Raw genomic sequence first — 16248 nt, 5'->3', positions numbered from 1 at the left:
AATACCTATCTTTATATAGGCCCCGTCGTATAAATTCTAACTTTTAATCTTCTTTTATGAAAAAAGTGCTATACTTCGGTTTATTCGCCTTATTTCTAACCTGTAGTACCACCAACAGCCCTACTACAAAGACAGAAACAACATTAAATAAAAAAACCATAATCGATTTATCGCATCCGTTTTCCGAGTCTACAATATATTGGGTAACAGCTGAAGAATTTACTTTAGATACTGTTTTTAACGGCATGTCGGACAAGGGGTATTTTTATGCTGCGAATAATTTTAAAGCTGCAGAACATGGAGGCACACATCTCGATGCTCCCATTCATTTCTACAAAGACGGACAAACTGTAGACGAGATTCCTTTGGCACACTTAGTTGGTACTGCCATTAAAATTGATGTATCCAGTCAAGCCTTAAAAAATCCAGACTATCTTATAAGTACAGAAGACCTTAAAGACTGGGAAACAAAACACCAAACTTCCATTCCGGACAACTCTATTGTACTTTTACAAACCGGACACTCCATATACTATCCCGATAAATTAAAATATTTGGGCACCAGTCAACGTGGCGATGCTGCTGTTAAAGATTTACATTTTCCCGGCCTTTCTCCCGATGCTGCACAATGGCTGGCAGACCACCGCCATATAAAAGCAATTGGTATAGATACACCAAGTATAGACTACGGGCAATCGGTATACTTTAAATCGCATGTTATTTTGTTATCGCAACAAATTCCTGTTTTCGAAAATTTAACAAACCTGAACAACTTACCAAACCGTGGTTTCGAAGTCATTGCTTTACCCATGAAAATTGAAGGTGGTAGCGGTGCGCCTCTGCGTATTATAGCCCTCGTTAATTAAACCATGTTTTACATTTATTTATAAGGTATAAAACATTTATAGCTACCTTTGCCGAAAATTTTTAAATGGCTTTAACCTTACTTTCGTCTCCTTTACAAGGTTTTACAGATTTCAGATTCCGGAATGCATTCCACCAGTATTTTGGAGGTATCGATACGTTTTATTCTCCTTACATACGACTGAATGGTAAGTTTAAAATTAAATCGTCGTACGAGAACGATTTGCTGCCAGAAAACAATACTACGTTAGAAGTTATTCCGCAGGTTATAACCAATAGTGTCGAGGAATTTTTATTTGTGGCCCGATATGTGCAAAGTTTAGGTTACACCGAATTAAACTGGAATTTAGGCTGTCCTTATCCTATGGTTGCTAAATCTGGTATGGGTTCCGGTTTAATTTGTAATCCGCCACAGATAGATGACATTTTAAAAGCAGCTCATACCGAAACCAATATTACGGTATCTATGAAAATGCGTATGGGCTACGACAATGCCCAGGAAATTCTGGATGTATTCCCGATTTTAGACCAATACCCGCTTAAAAATATTGCCATTCATGCCCGAATAGGCAAACAACTGTACAAAGGTCCGGTTGATCTGGATGCCTTAGAAACCTGCCTGTCGCATACCAGACACAAAATGTATTACAACGGAGATATTACCAGCGTTTCAGCTTTTAAAGCGCTTAAGGAGCGTTTTCCTTCTATAGATCATTTTATGATAGGCCGCGGACTTATTGCAGATCCATTTTTGCCACAAATGATAAAAAACGACACTCAGGACTATCCAAAAGACCGCTGGGATATTTTTGAAGCATTTCACAACACCATTTACACCGACTACGACGCCTACCTATCCGGTCCTACGCCTATAAAAATGAAAATGCTGGGCTTTTGGGAATATTTTGCGCAGTCCTGCTCCAATCCGCAAAAAGCATACAAAGCCATAAAAAAAGCAAGTAATCCGGCGAAATACCAAAAGACCGTTAAAGACATTATAGCTAACGAGAAAAGAGCATTACTTTAGATTAACCTTAAAACTTATTATTTTTTGAAGGTCTAAACGGCTACTTTCAATTCATTAATAACATGTTCGAGTCTGCTGCTTACTTCGTGAGCGACACGACCTAAAGCCTCATTTTTAACAGCCTGCATAGACACCATAGGGTTTATAGCTGAAACTTCTATGGTATTTGCTGCGGTTTCCTGAACTACCAGATTACAAGGCAACATAAGCCCTATTTTATCTTCTTCCTGCAATGCTGCATAGGCAAAAGGCGGATTACAGGCCCCCAGTATTTTATATTTCTTAAAATCGACATCCAGCTTATTTTTCAAAGTTTCTTTAATATCAATACTGGTTAAAATCCCAAAGCCTTCATCTTTTAAAAGCGCCGTTACTTTATCGATAGTCGCTTCAAAATTACCTTGTACGGTAGTCGTAAAATAATAATCCATGGTACTCTGTTTTAATTCATAATTATTTCTATTAAATTTAAAACAAAGCAATTACAATTAAAACGCTTATCACAAAAATTATTAAGCCTATACCTTTGAATCAACATACTTTAAAATATTCCAGATATCTATTTGTTTACGGCACTTTAATGCAACAATCTGATCATGAGATGTCGGTATTTCTGAAATCGCATTCCAAGTATCTGGGAAATGCCTGCTTCCAGGGTAAATTATACGATGTTACGGAATTTCCAGGCGCTATATTAAGTAAAGACAGCAACGATAAAGTATATGGACAGATTTTTGAACTCGACGCGCCGGAAACCGTTTTTGAAGTCTTAGATCCTTACGAAGGTATAGACAAGCGTTTAAATCCGCCTTATTTATATACACGAACACTGGTTAAGGCAAACTTAGAAAATAACGAAACCATAGCAACCTGGATTTATCTCTATAATTTATCGGTTAGTCACTTAAAACGCATCCCTTCTGGACGCTATTTTGATTATTAACCCAAGTATCCTATTTTTCTAAAAACGCCATATTACATAGTTAAGCACAAGGTTCATTCTTTATTATTTCGTTTCTTTGCAGCGTTTTTTAAAAGCCCTATGTTAAAATTTACCGATACCTTAGTACACCCTTTACAACAGAATACGACAACTGAATTACCTGAAAAATTCACGTTTCCGTTTTATTACGAGCCGAATCAATTAAGTATTCTGGCTGCTAAAGATTTACAGGAATATCTGGAATCGCAAACCGATTTTAATCATAATTTCGGACTGGACACTACACAAACGGGTCTGGTTATTGGCAAGATGTTTGGTGTTATGGTCGTTCAGGATTCTCAAGGTAATTTAGCTTATCTGGCAGCATTTTCAGGAAAACTGGCTGAAAGTAATCACTTAAAGGGATTTGTACCGGCAGTATTCGACACGTTAAACACATCTGGCTTTTATAAAAAAGGGGAAGCTGAGTTAAATGCTTTAAACAGAACTATAGAAGCACTCGAAAATTCGGAAAAACTTAAAAATGCCAATAAACAACTGGCCGAAAGCAAAGCTGCTGCAAAAAAGGAACTCCAAGAGTTTAAAGCTGTAATGAAAGCCAAAAAGAAACTGCGCAACAAAAAACGAGACGAGGCTAAACCTCTGCTTAGTGATACCGAATTTCAAAAACTTTTTGAAGATTTGAAGCGGGAAAGTATTGGGTATCAAATACAGTTAAAGCATTTAAAAGCACACTGGGAAGAGGCTATTAAAACGGCTGAAACAGACTTAAATTCCCTACTTGAACCCATACAAGCTCTTAAAGCCAAACGTGCAGCACAATCGGCGGGCTTGCAAAAGCGCCTACATGAACAATACCGCTTTTTAAATGCAGAAGGTGAGACAAAAGATTTACTGGATATTTTTAAGAGCACCACTTCTCCAATGCCTCCTGCTGGGTCGGGAGAATGTGCTGCTCCCAAACTATTTCAATATGCGTATGAAAACCAGCTAAAACCTATAGCTATGGCTGAATTCTGGTGGGGCGCCTCACCGAAGTCGGAAGTACGCAAGCATAAACAGTTTTATCCGTCCTGCCGCAGCAAATGCGAACCCATTTTAGGACACATGATGCAGGGGCTTCAGGTAGAAGACAACCCCATTCAACAGGCCATTACTGATGACAAAACTATAGAAATTGTTTTTGAAGATGATGCTTTACTGCTGGTTAATAAGCCGCATGAATTTTTATCGGTCCCGGGAAAAACCCAGAACCTTTCGGTTTTAAGTAAAATGAAAGACTACCTTCCAAAAGCCAAAGGTCCGCTTCTGGTTCATCGTCTGGATATGTCCACTTCCGGATTGTTACTGGTTGCAAAAACCGAACGCGTACACAAACAGCTTCAGAAACAGTTTATAGAACGCACGGTAAAAAAACGCTACGTTGCTTTACTGGATGGCGAATTAACGCAGACCGAAGGTTTGATTGATTTACCATTACGAGTAGATCTGGATAACAGACCGCAACAACTGGTTTGCTACGAACACGGCAAACCCGCTAAAACCAAATTTAAAGTCATTGCCATAGAAAACGGAAAAACCCGCATTCACTTTTACCCCATTACAGGTCGTACGCATCAATTACGTGTACATGCAGCCCATAGCAAAGGTTTAAAAATTCCTATCACAGGAGATGATTTATACGGGACAAGAGCTGACAGATTACATTTACATGCCGAAGAGCTTACTTTTGTTCACCCTATAAGCAAGAAAGAACTAACTTTTATTTGTAAAGCACCGTTTTAATCTTAAAACATAAACCTCAGAGCATCGTTTTAATATTATTCGTTTTACACCAAGATAAAGCTGAACAATCATTCGCCTTAAATTATCCTGAATTCTTAGTTTTATTGTGTAATTTATACAACAAATCTTTAGATGAGGACTATGAATAAAAAAAGCTTCTTTTTTTATTTTTTTATTTCTGTTACCACCATAGGCTGGTCACAATCCAGTACAGAAAACCCAATAGAAGATCATGATTTTACACGTCAAATCTGGATAGACCTCCAACCCTATTGGACAGTTAGCAACAATAGTAAAATTATTAGCGAATTTAGTTATCGTACAGTTAAGCCGGAAAGCTGGCATAGAGTCATTACCAGAGTATCCAAAGAGTTTATTGAAGACTCAATCATTTTCAAAGGTTTCAAACACAAAGAACGAATTGCAGGTGGAATCGGGTTATTTTTATTCCTCAGTGAATACGAAAAAAACACTTTTGAAATCAGACCGCATCAAAACTATGGCATCTCATTTAATATTAGCCCTAGGTTTAATCTCGGGCAATTACTGCGACTGGAAGAACGCTTTTTATTTTCAGACAATGAAAAGCATGATTTTTTCGGACTGCGATTTCGATATCAGGTTACAGGAACTATAGACTTACAGGGGCTTTTTTTTCAGGAGAAAAGAGGGTTTTATTTACCTATTTCGGTCGAGGCCTTTTTTAATATTTTTAAAGTAAGTCAATTTAACGACGTCATCAGGGTTACTCCCGGTATAGGATATCAAATAGATCCTGACTTTAAACTGTTAGCCAGTTTAGCCTATCATTATACCAAAGCAGGCATCGATTCAAGTAAATTAGTAAGAACAAACGATATTGTTTTCCGTTTCAGAATAATAAAAGGATTTTAATTCAGACTTTTAAAATATAAGGATGTATAAAGCTCCCGTGAGTATTACAAAAAAAGACCAGCCCGTTACAACTTTCGGAGCAAGAAAAAAATCCTTAATTGTAGTTTGCTTGGACAATAAAAGAAGTAACTCATTTATAAAGGACACCAAGCTGATTACAAGAAATACTATTGAAAAAATTACAGCACTATTATAAATTGAAACTACACTTTTGCTGTCGAAAAAATAAACAAATATAGGATGCCCTGAAAGCCCTGTTAATACATTCAAAAAAATAAAAACTATACTTAAAACAAGAATGACTAATGTTAGCTTAAAATTTATAAAATTGATAGTTCTTATTAATTCTTTCATAGGTAAAACTATACTTAATAGCTAAATCAAGGTCGCTACAATTAGAACTCTGCATTTTTAAAAGCGGTAACCGAATAGGTTACTATTATTCGTTTTTAAACAACTTAAAAACCGCAACAATTATTAATAATACAATAAATATCCATAATTCAAATGCCTGAATCTTTGTAGCCAATTCCGGATCATTACCCCTGATTTTCAACCAACTCCTATAAAATTTATATAACAAATAAGCTAAGGACAGGTAAAACAAAAAGGATATTACATTCATAAATAAGCTTATTTAGTACTTAAACATTGTTATTCAGAAAAAAACAGTAATCGTCCAATTTGAAATCAATATCTTACAAAAAACTAAAAACGAATTTCAAGTCAAAAAAAAAACCTGATACTTTAAAATAGTATCAGGTTAAAAAAAATAAGTCGGGGTGGCAGGATTCGAACCTGCGGCCTCCTGCTCCCAAAGCAGGCGCGATAACCGGGCTACGCTACACCCCGAGGTGTATATTTTAAGTATTTCTTTATCCCGGATCATTAAGAAATATTTGCGGAGAGACAGGGACTCGAACCCTGGCGACACTTACGCGTCGACAGATTAGCAATCTGCTCCATTACCACTCTGGCACCTCTCCTAAAAATTATGAACGTTGCAATTATTTTGCGGTTGCAAATGTATACTTTACTCTCGAAGTTCACAACCTTTTTTGAGCTTTTTTTTAAAAAATTATTCGGGGTATTCGATGCGCAAATGGTAAATATTTGCAAGCTTGCGTTTTAGCACTTTTTTGATGGATTGAATTTCTTTGAAGGTAATGTTAGAATTTAGAAATTGCCCCTCCTCCATCTGCTTATTTATGATATTTTCTACAAAAGCATCAATTTTTGTCGACGTTGGTTCCTTTAAACTTTTCGACGCCGCCTCTACACTATCGCACATCATTAAAATGGCCGTTTCCTTACTAAACGGTTTCGGTCCCCCATATTTGAAATCTTCAATATCTACCCCGTCTGGATTCGACTGCTTCTCTTTCATATAAAAATAATACACCAGACTTGTACCATGGTGCGTTCGTATAAAATCGATAACCCGATCTGGTAAATTCCGCTTCTTACCTATTTCTATCCCGTTTAAAACATGATCGATAATTATAGCCGCACTTTCTGTTGGCGACAATTCATCATGCGGATTTAATCCCGTAGACTGATTCTCGGTATAGTAGGTTGGATTTTTCATTTTACCAATATCGTGATACAAAGCTCCAACCCGTATTAACATGGCATTTGCGCCAATTTCGTTTGCCGATGCTTCTGCTAAATTCGCCACATTTAAGGAATGATGAAACGTTCCGGGAGCTTTCTCGGCAAGTTCCTTTAACAATTTTGAATTGGTATCTGATAATTCTAAAAGCGACACATCAGACACCAGACCAAACATCTTTTCGTAGGCATAAATTAATGGCTGTACAAACAAAGTTGCCAGACCACATAGAATAAACATTAAAAAGGTTTCAAGTTGTAAATTATCAATACTACCCTCGTGAATAACGAAAAAGGCAAAATAAGCGATAATATAAATTAAAGTAATCTGTCCTACAGAAATAAACAGATTAGCACGCTTATATAGCTCAGAAACCGTTAAAATAGTTACTATCCCAGCGATAATCTGCAAAAACATATACTCGTAACTGTTAGGCACGATAGACCCCAGTAAAAGCACTGTTACCACATGTGTGAATAAGCCTAAACGCGCATCGAAAAACGCCTTTAAAACCAGTGGTAAAATACAAAGGGGTACAACATAAATATAATGCGAATTATAGTTTACCACCAAAGAAGTAATAAACACCATTAATAACACATTAAAAAAGATAAAAGTGACCTTATGATTGTTTTCAAACACATCTCTCCTGTACTTTCGCAAAAACAACAACAACATTAACAGCGCCAAAGACACCAGTAATGTATAAGCAAATACAATCCAGTTATAATTCGAAGCATTCCATACCTGGGATTCGTATTCGGATTCGAGGGATTTTAAAATCTGAAATTTATCGCCTTCCACTACCTCCCCTTTGGAGATTAACAAGGTTTCTTTTTCTATGCTTCCACGCGTGTACGAAATCTTGCTGAGTTCTTCTTCAAGAACGCGTTCTGTAAATTCCTTATTGTAAGTTAAATTTGGCTTTATAACATCGTAGAAAATGGAAATAAACAACTTCTGGTAAGTATTCAGCTTAGCATCTGTTAGCGACTTTACCAAAATGGGAGTTATGTTATTTTGTTTTACCAAATTCGAGTATTCGGTATTTAATTTTTCAACCCGATTTTCCAGTAATATCACATAACTCTTTGGTGTAAAATTATAATCCTCGTGTAAAATACCATACTGATAAAAATCGTTTAAAATTTTAGTTCCTAAATTATACAACGCCCGATAATCCCGCCCGGAAACAGAATCCGGAACGGTTTCCTTAAACGTCAGTTTATAGGCACTAAACACCTCGTCTTTAATACCGCTGTCAATATCAAAATACCTGATCGCATTAGCATTTATCACCTGCTTTTCAGAAGTAATTTCTTCATTCGACTTCTTTATGGCAAAATTGAAAGGGGCATACAAATTCTCTGACTGCCAAGGCTTTCCTTTTTCAAAATTGTATTTAAACCGGCCGCTTTTCGGAAATAAATACACAATTAAAAATGTAGTACAGATAAAAAGCAAGCCTTTGTATAGCAAGGTATGATTCCTGTATAAAGTATTTATAAAGTCTTTCATGAACTGAATTAAGTGAAAATCAAATGTAAGAAAAATTAAAGCGTTTTAACAGGTTTATAAATCAGGAATCCTTCCTAATTCCTTAAAAATTGACTAATTTCGCAACACTAATTGATAAAACATAAACCATGAGTAAAGACGTCGTAATTGTATCGGCTGCAAGAACACCTATAGGGAGTTTTCTGGGGTCCTTATCTACTATCCCGGCACCAAAATTAGGAGCTATTGCTATAAAAGGCGCATTAGACAAAATTAATCTGAATCCCGATTTAGTTCAGGAAGTATTTATGGGCCATGTGGTACAGGCAGGAACCGGACAAGCTCCGGCAAGACAAGCGGCGATTTACGCAGGCATACCTAATACTGTACCGTGTACAACAGTAAATAAAGTGTGTGCTTCCGGGATGAAAGCAATTATGACTGCGGCGCAAACCATCGCTCTGGGCGATGCCGAAATTGTAGTTGCCGGAGGTATGGAAAATATGAGTATGATTCCGCACTATTTACACGCCCGCACCGGAACTAAATTCGGTCCGGCTACTTTAATCGACGGCCTGCAAAACGATGGATTAGTTGATGCATACGATAATAATGCCATGGGAGTATGTGCCGATGCCTGTGCAGTTGAATATAAGTTCTCACGCGAAGATCAGGATGCCTTTGCTATTCAGTCTTATGCACGCTCTAAAGCGGCCTGGGACTCTGGAAAATTTGATAACGAAGTAGTTCCTGTAGAAATACCTCAGCGTCGCGGCGAACCGGTTATATTTTCTAAAGACGAAGAGTTTACCAATGTAAAACTGGATAAAATTCCTTCGCTGCGCCCTGCCTTTACCAAAGACGGTACCGTAACAGCGGCAAATGCCTCTACGATAAATGATGGCGCCGGAGCTGTAATCTTAATGAGTAAAGAAAAAGCGGCCGAATTAGGTTTAAAACCACTGGCCGTAATAAAAAGTTATGCCGATGCTGCTCAGGAACCGGAATGGTTTACCACAGCCCCAGCAAAAGCCTTACCTAAAGCCTTAGACAAAGCCCGTATTACACTTGAAGATGTGGATTTCTTTGAATTTAACGAAGCCTTTTCTATTGTTGGTCTGGCTAACATGAAAATCCTTGGATTATCAGACGATAAGGTAAATGTAAATGGAGGTGCTGTTTCTCTGGGACACCCTTTAGGATGTTCTGGAGTGCGTATTATTATTACGCTATTAAATGTTTTAGAACAGAATAATGCACGAATTGGTGCTGCTGCAATATGTAATGGTGGTGGCGGTGCTTCGGCTATGGTCATCGAACGCGTTTAATTCAATTATTTTTTTTTAGAAACACTTTAAACTCTATATTTAAAGCCCAAAACCAAAATCCAGTTAATGCAATACGGCGTTTGTAATTTAAGCATTGTTCCTTTACGATTAGATCCTTCAGATTCCAGTGAACTCGTCTCTCAAGTTTTATATGGCGAACATTTTAAAGTATTAGAGCAGCGAAAAAACTGGAGTAAAATCCGTCTGGCATTCGACAAATACGAAGGCTGGATAGACAATAAGCAATATCTGGAAGTTACTCAGGAAGTGTATGATGCTCTAGATAAGGAAATGCCGAAACTGGCGAGCGATTTGGTTGAATTTGTGCATGATAGCAACGACCAGTTGTACCCTATTCCTTTAGGAGCCAGTTTAAATTGTCTGAACCTTTTAAATCATAAACACGATGGTAATGTTACCGATAAAGTATTACCAAAAACCAATTTAATCAGTACTGCATTTTTATATTTAAATGCACCGTATTTATGGGGAGGCAAAACACCTTTTGGTATAGACTGCTCCGGATTTACACAAATGGTTTACAAATTAAACGGCTATAAAATATTCAGAGATGCATCACAGCAGGCAAAACAAGGCGAACCTTTAAGCTTTATTGAAGAAAGTGAAGCCGGAGATTTAGCCTTTTTCGATAACGCCGAAGGCCAGATTGTACACGTGGGCATAATTATGAACGACAACTATATTATCCACTCTCACGGAAAAGTACGTATAGATCGTTTAGATCATTCCGGAATTTATAATGTCGATAAACGCACTCATACACATAAATTAAGAGTCATAAAAAAAATAATCTAAGTCTTGGTTTTAAAACTTCAGACTTAGATTATTATAATTTTTAAATACGAACCGTGTTAAGCCTGGCCGTAATTAAATAGATAAAAACTGTTTAGGAATAATATTGAATCCTAAATCGTGTACTGCTTCTTCAATTTTGGCTATTTCAACCAGTTTATAAGCATAAACTGTAATTCTTACCGGAAATCGATTCGATTTAATCTCAACTTTTTCAATAGCACGAATGCGCATTATAGCTTCCTTAATTTGCAATAAATCCTGCTCATCAGTGGCGTTAGTTTCGAACATTCGATTGTGATTTCCCGGTATTACGTTATCCAATAAGATGTCCATTTTCCTTGGTTTTTAGTTAATTATTAGGTTTTTAACTCTACCAAACTAGCATAATATTATTGAAATAAAAAATACTTTGACCACTTTTTGAATTGCAGAGTTTTACACAAAACTCAAAATTAACACTAACTTATTGCTATAATGACAAATACGACTTATTTTTTACCTAGTATTTTATTATTTTCTCCACAGGTCAACATCGCGGCTCCAAAGTAGGGATTGCGGATATCTTCCTCCAAACTAAGCCAATACCCTCCGGCATTAGCATTCGCCATAGGACAAAACTGAACGTACACAGTCTTATCGGTTCCGAAGTGTTCCAGCATATTTTGCATCTGATTAGAAATTACCAGAAACTGCTGGCGTACCATAGTAATATCACTAGAAGTTTCTACGTGGCCTAATTCTGAAAGCATCATGGATTTCATCTCATTAACATATTCCAAAATATCAGTATTCGATTGAACTGATTTTAAATCGATTTGCTCCAGACGTAATTTAAGTGACTTAGCTGCTTTTTTGGAAGCCTCAAAATCATCAGCAACCAAAGCATCTTTAAACTCAAGATACCCTTCCAGTAATTTATTAATTTCCTTTCTGAATGTTTTAGGCACCACAAATGGCTCTACAGAACCCTTCTCTTGAAATGTCATTGTTTTTTTAGTTCTTTGAGATGAATCTGATTGGTTCATCATCGACGTTTTTCCCTGTAACTGGGCAGCCGCATCTACTGTAAAAGCACCATGTGTTACAACCACATCTCCGGCTTGCAAACCACTAATCACCCTATAGGTTTCCCCTGTTTTAGTACCAAGTTCAATATTCCGCATTTCAAATACAGGCGCATCGGGTTGTACTTTTACATAAACCACCGAACGCTTACCCGTCCAGAGTACTGCCGAAGCCGGAAGACTAATCGCTGCATCTTCCTGAACATTCGAGTCTTGAAGCTGTCCTTCTACAAACATCCCAGGTCTCCACATGCCTTTAGTATTGTTTAATACCACTCTTACTTTTACCGTACGTGTATTTGCATTGAGCACGGGATCTATAAAATCGATTTTTGCCTTAACCGTATTATCTCCAAAAGCTTTAGAACGCATTTCCAGTGTCTGCCCGGTTTTCAAAAAAGCAATTTGATTTTCGTATGCATCAAATTCTGCCCAGACCGTACTTAAATCAGCTACTTTAAAAATAGCTTTTGCATCCATTATATGGTCGCCTTCATTGACACTGATTTCCGAAACCGTTCCCGAAACATGTGAATATATCTTAAACTGCTCCTTAAGCTCTCCGCTTTTTACTATATCGTCCAGTTGCGCATCGGTAATCATCCAGTTTTTAAATTTTGCTTTCACGGCTTCATACAACTTAGGTTGCGCAGATTTTAATTTATAAGCCGTAATGAGTTCCTGCTGTGCTTTTATAAGCTCCGGCGAATATATACTGGCTACCAGTTGCCCTTTCCTTACTTCCTGCCCAACAGAAGTGATATACAATCGTTCTATACGACCGTTAAAATGTGCTGGCTGCACATAGACTTTATCAGCATTTTCTGTGATGGTACCCGACAATACTAAAGTAGCCACTGGAGCTGTACTACTCCCAATAGTGGTCGTAGTAATATTGGCCAGTGCCTCGGCATTTTTAGTCAGTTTAAACTGCTGAGCAGTTACACCTTCAGCATCCTGTTCCATCGGAATTAAGGTCATACCGCAAATAGGACAATTTCCCGGTTCACCTGAGAAAATCTGCGGATGCATGGAACAGGTCCATTTTTCAACGCCATGCCCGTGTAAAGTTTCCTTATTCTCAGAATCTGACTTTGGAGTTTCCGAAGTCTTTCCAAAAATAAAATACCCCAACCCTAGACCTGCAAGCAGAGCCAATACGATATAAATACTGCTTTTATTCATGTTTTTCTTCTTGTAATCGTTGTATCATAGCCTTCATTTCGGCTATTTCTTTTCTTTGAGTTTTAATAATATCTTCTGCCAGCTGCTTCACCTCAGGATCTTTTATATCGGCACGTTCGCTAGTTAAAATAGCTATGGAATGATGCGGAATCATTGCTTTCAACCATAGTAAATCACCAATTACAGGCTTCTGTGCCCTCACTAAAGTTAACGCCGTTACAAACAATAGTACACTGCCTGCAAAAATTGCTCTGTTTTTAGTTTTACTGGTATACATCGGCAGCATAAACAACAGCATTACTATGGACATTACCGAAATTCCAAGGCAGGTCATGTAAAACCGGGTTAAACTAAAATAGACATGATCAAGTGCATACGTATTTAAATACATAGTGATGTACATCGTGATAAAAGAAACCGCCAACATTAAAAAAAATGTTGTATACTTTTTGTTTGATTTTGATGATTCAGAAGATTTCATAATGCTTTAATTTATATTGGCAGATCGCAATCGCAAGGCATTAGCAATAACCGAAACCGAGCTAAAGCTCATGGCCAGAGCAGCTATCATTGGAGATAACAACAATCCGAATACCGGATATAATACCCCTGCCGCAATTGGAATACCAATGGTGTTATAGAATAAAGCAAAAAATAAATTTTGTTTTATATTCCGCATAACGCTATCGCTCAAATTTTTAGCCTTAACAATACCATGTAAATCCCCTTTTACCAAGGTAATGGCTGCACTTTCTATAGCCACATCTGTTCCTGTACCCATGGCAATACCCACATCACTTTGCGCCAGCGCCGGCGCATCGTTGATTCCATCTCCAGCCATGGCCACAATATGGTTTTCACTTTGCAAATGTTCTATTTCTTTTAATTTATCTTCCGGAAGACATCCTGCTTTAAAATGTTTTAAATTTAAAGCACCTGCTACAGCCTTAGCCGTAGTTTCATTATCACCAGTAAGCATTATAACGTCTATACCCCGCTCCTGCAGTTCTTGAATTACCTTTTTACTGCTTAACTTAATTTTATCTCCAATAACGACAAAACCAAGAACTTCTTTATCTATAGCCACAAAGGATACGGTTTTTCCCTCCTCCTGAAATGGCTTTACTTTAGAAAGCACTTCTGCACTCAACTCTGCCTGAGCATAAGCCATCATCTTTTCGTTACCCAGAGCTACATGGCGACCGTTTACTTCACCTTCAACACCTTTCCCTGAAACAGCATTAAAATGTTCCAGCTTCAAACGCTCTACTCCTTTTTCTTTCCCATAACTCACTGTAGCATCGGCTAAAGGATGTTCGCTCTGCTGATTTAAAGACACTATAAACTGAAGCACCTGCTGTTCTTCAAGCTTACCTAATACACCAATATGTTCTACTGAGGGTTTCCCTTCGGTTAAGGTTCCGGTTTTATCTACAATTAAAGTATCAACCTTATTCATGCGTTCCAGTGCCTCTGCGTTTTTAATCAGTACGCCGTTTTGTGCGCCTTTACCAACACCAACCATAACAGACATAGGTGTCGCCAGCCCCAGAGCACAGGGACAAGCGATAATAAGTACAGCTATAGCATTTACAAGAGCAAACACATAAGCTGGTTCAGGTCCCCAAATAGCCCAGACAGCATAGGTAATAAGTGCTATAAGCACCACTATAGGTACAAAATATCCCGATATTTTATCGGCGAGTTTCTGAATTGGGGCTTTACTTCTGCTCGCATTATTGACCATATTTATTATCTGAGACAGTAAAGTATCTGAACCAATTTTTTCTGCCCGCATAATTACCGACTGATTCCCATTTATAGTACCACTATTAACACTATCTCCCTCGTATTTCTCTACTGGTAAAGGTTCACCTGTAACCATCGATTCATCCACCGCAGTTTTGCCTTCAGTAATGATGCCATCCACCGGAATTTTTTCTCCGGGTTTCACTCGAAGTAAATCACCCACTTCAATTTTATCGATACTTATGGTTTCTTCTTCTCCATTCACCACTCTCGTGGCTTTATTAGGAGCCAGTTTCAGTAGTTCTTTTACAGCACTATTGGTTTTACTGTGAGCTCTTGCCTCTAAAACCTGTCCCAGCAATACTAAAGTTAAAATTACAGTAGTCGCTTCAAAATACACATGCACATCGCCGGATTCGGTTTTAAACTGATCCGGGAAAAAACCGGGGAATAGTAAACCAAACACGCTAAACAACCAGGCCACACCTGCACCAAGACCTATTAGAGTAAACATGTTTAAATTCCAGGTCTTTACCGATTTGTAAGCACGCTCGAAGAACATCCAGGTAGCATAAAACACTACGGGAATCGATAAAGCAAACTGTATCCAGTTCCAGTACGTCCGGTCTAAAATGCGGTATAAAGGATTATTAGGCAGCATTTCGGACATGGCAATTATAAATACCGGGAGCGTAAAAGCGATAGCTAGTTTTAACTTTCCAATCAAATTTTTATATGTTTTCTCTTCTGCAGATAAATCAGCTTTCAAAGGCACTAGATCCATTCCGCAAATTGGACAAGCTCCCGGTTCATCTGAGACAACCTCCGGATGCATCGGACAGGTAAACTGGCTTTCTGTTCCGGAACTTAAACTCATTTCTTCAACCAGATCCATTCCGCAAACAGGGCAGTCACCCGGCTGATTGTATGTTTTTTCGCCTTCACAATGCATCGGACAATAAAACACGCCTGTTCCCCGACCTTTTGGTTTAGGTTTATCCTCAGATTGTACATTAGGCATAGTTCCGTCTGCATGAATGCTATAATGTCCGCCATCGTCCTGAAATGCCTTTTGCAACGTTTCCAAAGGAATGTGTTCAGACATTTCAATAGTCGCCTTAGCCTCATCCAGATCAACATTAGCTTTTACCACACCCTTAACCGTGTTCAACACCTCTTCCACATGAGTACGACAACCGTTACAGGACATACCGGTAATATGATAAGTATGCGTCATATTAGACATCGTCTTTACGCTTTCGGCATGAAAATCGTAAATACTATACGTCCCGCCATCTGCCTTTAAAACAGATTTAAAAGTTTCTATGGGAATATGCTTGGACATACTAATTTCTGCTTCGGCTTTTTCCAAATTAACAGTTACCGTTTCTACACCATGAACACCCTGTAATAATTCCTCAACGTGTTTTCTACAACCGTTACAGGACATGCCTCCTATTTTGTATTTATGTCTCATCATATTG

The 16248-nt window shown here is 37.9% G+C and carries 13 protein-coding genes and 2 tRNA genes; 7 read left to right on the top strand and 8 right to left on the bottom strand.

From position 1 onward, the window contains the following. Window positions 1-56: 56 nt before the first annotated feature. On the top strand, window positions 57-866 hold the full coding sequence (locus tag I3217_RS00545) for a cyclase family protein (protein WP_435047767.1): 810 nt from the start codon (window positions 57-59) through the stop codon (window positions 864-866). 65 nt (window positions 867-931) lie between these two features. Then, window positions 932-1891, top strand: coding sequence for a tRNA dihydrouridine synthase (locus I3217_RS00540; protein ID WP_435047766.1), 960 nt, complete (start codon window positions 932-934; stop codon window positions 1889-1891). A 32-nt stretch (window positions 1892-1923) separates the two neighbouring features. On the opposite strand, the gene I3217_RS00535 is transcribed toward I3217_RS00540, so the two are convergent. After that, window positions 1924-2322 (bottom strand): DUF302 domain-containing protein, encoded by a 399-nt coding sequence (locus I3217_RS00535; protein WP_435047765.1) that lies wholly within the window; start codon window positions 2320-2322, stop codon window positions 1924-1926. Window positions 2323-2417: 95 nt separating this feature from the next. On the opposite strand from I3217_RS00535, the gene I3217_RS00530 reads away from it, so the two are divergent. From I3217_RS00530 to I3217_RS00520, 3 genes are all read left to right on the top strand, one after another. Further along, window positions 2418-2834 (top strand): gamma-glutamylcyclotransferase family protein, encoded by a 417-nt coding sequence (locus I3217_RS00530; protein ID WP_435047764.1) that lies wholly within the window; start codon window positions 2418-2420, stop codon window positions 2832-2834. Window positions 2835-2933: 99 nt separating this feature from the next. Next, window positions 2934-4619 (top strand): pseudouridine synthase, encoded by a 1686-nt coding sequence (locus I3217_RS00525; RefSeq protein ID WP_435047763.1) that lies wholly within the window; start codon window positions 2934-2936, stop codon window positions 4617-4619. Window positions 4620-4760: 141 nt separating this feature from the next. Continuing rightward, complete coding sequence (locus I3217_RS00520; RefSeq protein ID WP_435047762.1) at window positions 4761-5513, top strand: DUF2490 domain-containing protein; 753 nt, start codon at window positions 4761-4763, stop codon at window positions 5511-5513. A 777-nt stretch (window positions 5514-6290) separates the two neighbouring features. Here I3217_RS00520 and I3217_RS00515 read toward each other — a convergent pair. The 3 genes from I3217_RS00515 to I3217_RS00505 all read right to left on the bottom strand — a co-directional run bounded on the left by I3217_RS00515 (window position 6291) and on the right by I3217_RS00505 (window position 8643). Further along, window positions 6291-6365, bottom strand: a tRNA-Pro gene (locus I3217_RS00515). 50 nt (window positions 6366-6415) lie between these two features. Beyond that, a tRNA-Ser gene (locus I3217_RS00510) sits at window positions 6416-6499 on the bottom strand. 92 nt (window positions 6500-6591) lie between these two features. Next, window positions 6592-8643, bottom strand: a complete 2052-nt coding sequence (locus I3217_RS00505) for an HD family phosphohydrolase (RefSeq protein WP_435047761.1) — start codon at window positions 8641-8643, stop codon at window positions 6592-6594. A gap of 128 nt (window positions 8644-8771) precedes the next feature. On the opposite strand from I3217_RS00505, the gene I3217_RS00500 reads away from it, so the two are divergent. Together I3217_RS00500 and I3217_RS00495 are read left to right on the top strand one after the other, a co-directional pair. Further along, window positions 8772-9950 carry an acetyl-CoA C-acyltransferase gene (locus tag I3217_RS00500; protein ID WP_435047760.1) on the top strand — a complete coding sequence of 393 codons (1179 nt, stop codon included), beginning with the start codon at window positions 8772-8774 and terminating at the stop codon, window positions 9948-9950. Between the two features lie 66 nt (window positions 9951-10016). Beyond that, window positions 10017-10766, top strand: coding sequence for an NlpC/P60 family protein (locus I3217_RS00495; protein WP_435047759.1), 750 nt, complete (start codon window positions 10017-10019; stop codon window positions 10764-10766). A gap of 72 nt (window positions 10767-10838) precedes the next feature. Here I3217_RS00495 and I3217_RS00490 read toward each other — a convergent pair whose 3' ends face one another. The 4 genes from I3217_RS00490 to I3217_RS00475 all read right to left on the bottom strand — a co-directional run bounded on the left by I3217_RS00490 (window position 10839) and on the right by I3217_RS00475 (window position 16241). Beyond that, a complete protein-coding gene (locus I3217_RS00490; RefSeq protein ID WP_435047758.1) occupies window positions 10839-11099 on the bottom strand; it encodes a heavy-metal-associated domain-containing protein in 261 nt (86 codons plus the stop codon). A 155-nt stretch (window positions 11100-11254) separates the two neighbouring features. Then, the gene (locus I3217_RS00485; protein WP_435047757.1) at window positions 11255-13015 is read right to left on the bottom strand and encodes an efflux RND transporter periplasmic adaptor subunit; all 1761 of its coding nucleotides are present in this window, start codon (window positions 13013-13015) and stop codon (window positions 11255-11257) included. Beyond that, window positions 13008-13496, bottom strand: coding sequence for a DUF305 domain-containing protein (locus tag I3217_RS00480; RefSeq protein WP_435047756.1), 489 nt, complete (start codon window positions 13494-13496; stop codon window positions 13008-13010). The genes I3217_RS00485 and I3217_RS00480 overlap by 8 nt, the downstream gene beginning before the upstream one ends. A 6-nt stretch (window positions 13497-13502) precedes the next feature. After that, window positions 13503-16241 (bottom strand): heavy metal translocating P-type ATPase, encoded by a 2739-nt coding sequence (locus I3217_RS00475; protein ID WP_435048548.1) that lies wholly within the window; start codon window positions 16239-16241, stop codon window positions 13503-13505. Window positions 16242-16248 lie beyond the last annotated feature (7 nt).

The sequence above is a fragment of the Formosa sp. S-31 genome, from assembly GCF_051172795.1.
Lineage (GTDB): Bacteria > Bacteroidota > Bacteroidia > Flavobacteriales > Flavobacteriaceae > Formosa.
This window is presented reverse-complemented; position numbering and strand designations above follow the sequence as displayed.

Bases quoted from the DNA above. Each gene is read 5' to 3' on its own strand.
- I3217_RS00525 (WP_435047763.1), top strand. From the start codon at position 2,934: ATGTTAAAATTTACCGATACCTTAGTACACCCTTTACAACAGAATACG.
- I3217_RS00535 (WP_435047765.1), bottom strand. From the start codon at position 2,322: ATGGATTATTATTTTACGACTACCGTACAAGGTAATTTTGAAGCGACT.
- I3217_RS00540 (WP_435047766.1), top strand. From the start codon at position 932: ATGGCTTTAACCTTACTTTCGTCTCCTTTACAAGGTTTTACAGATTTC.
- I3217_RS00505 (WP_435047761.1), bottom strand. From the start codon at position 8,643: ATGAAAGACTTTATAAATACTTTATACAGGAATCATACCTTGCTATAC.
- I3217_RS00485 (WP_435047757.1), bottom strand. From the start codon at position 13,015: ATGAATAAAAGCAGTATTTATATCGTATTGGCTCTGCTTGCAGGTCTA.
- I3217_RS00545 (WP_435047767.1), top strand. From the start codon at position 57: ATGAAAAAAGTGCTATACTTCGGTTTATTCGCCTTATTTCTAACCTGT.
- I3217_RS00495 (WP_435047759.1), top strand. From the start codon at position 10,017: ATGCAATACGGCGTTTGTAATTTAAGCATTGTTCCTTTACGATTAGAT.
- I3217_RS00500 (WP_435047760.1), top strand. From the start codon at position 8,772: ATGAGTAAAGACGTCGTAATTGTATCGGCTGCAAGAACACCTATAGGG.
- I3217_RS00475 (WP_435048548.1), bottom strand. From the start codon at position 16,241: ATGAGACATAAATACAAAATAGGAGGCATGTCCTGTAACGGTTGTAGA.
- I3217_RS00520 (WP_435047762.1), top strand. From the start codon at position 4,761: ATGAATAAAAAAAGCTTCTTTTTTTATTTTTTTATTTCTGTTACCACC.
- I3217_RS00490 (WP_435047758.1), bottom strand. From the start codon at position 11,099: ATGGACATCTTATTGGATAACGTAATACCGGGAAATCACAATCGAATG.
- I3217_RS00480 (WP_435047756.1), bottom strand. From the start codon at position 13,496: ATGAAATCTTCTGAATCATCAAAATCAAACAAAAAGTATACAACATTT.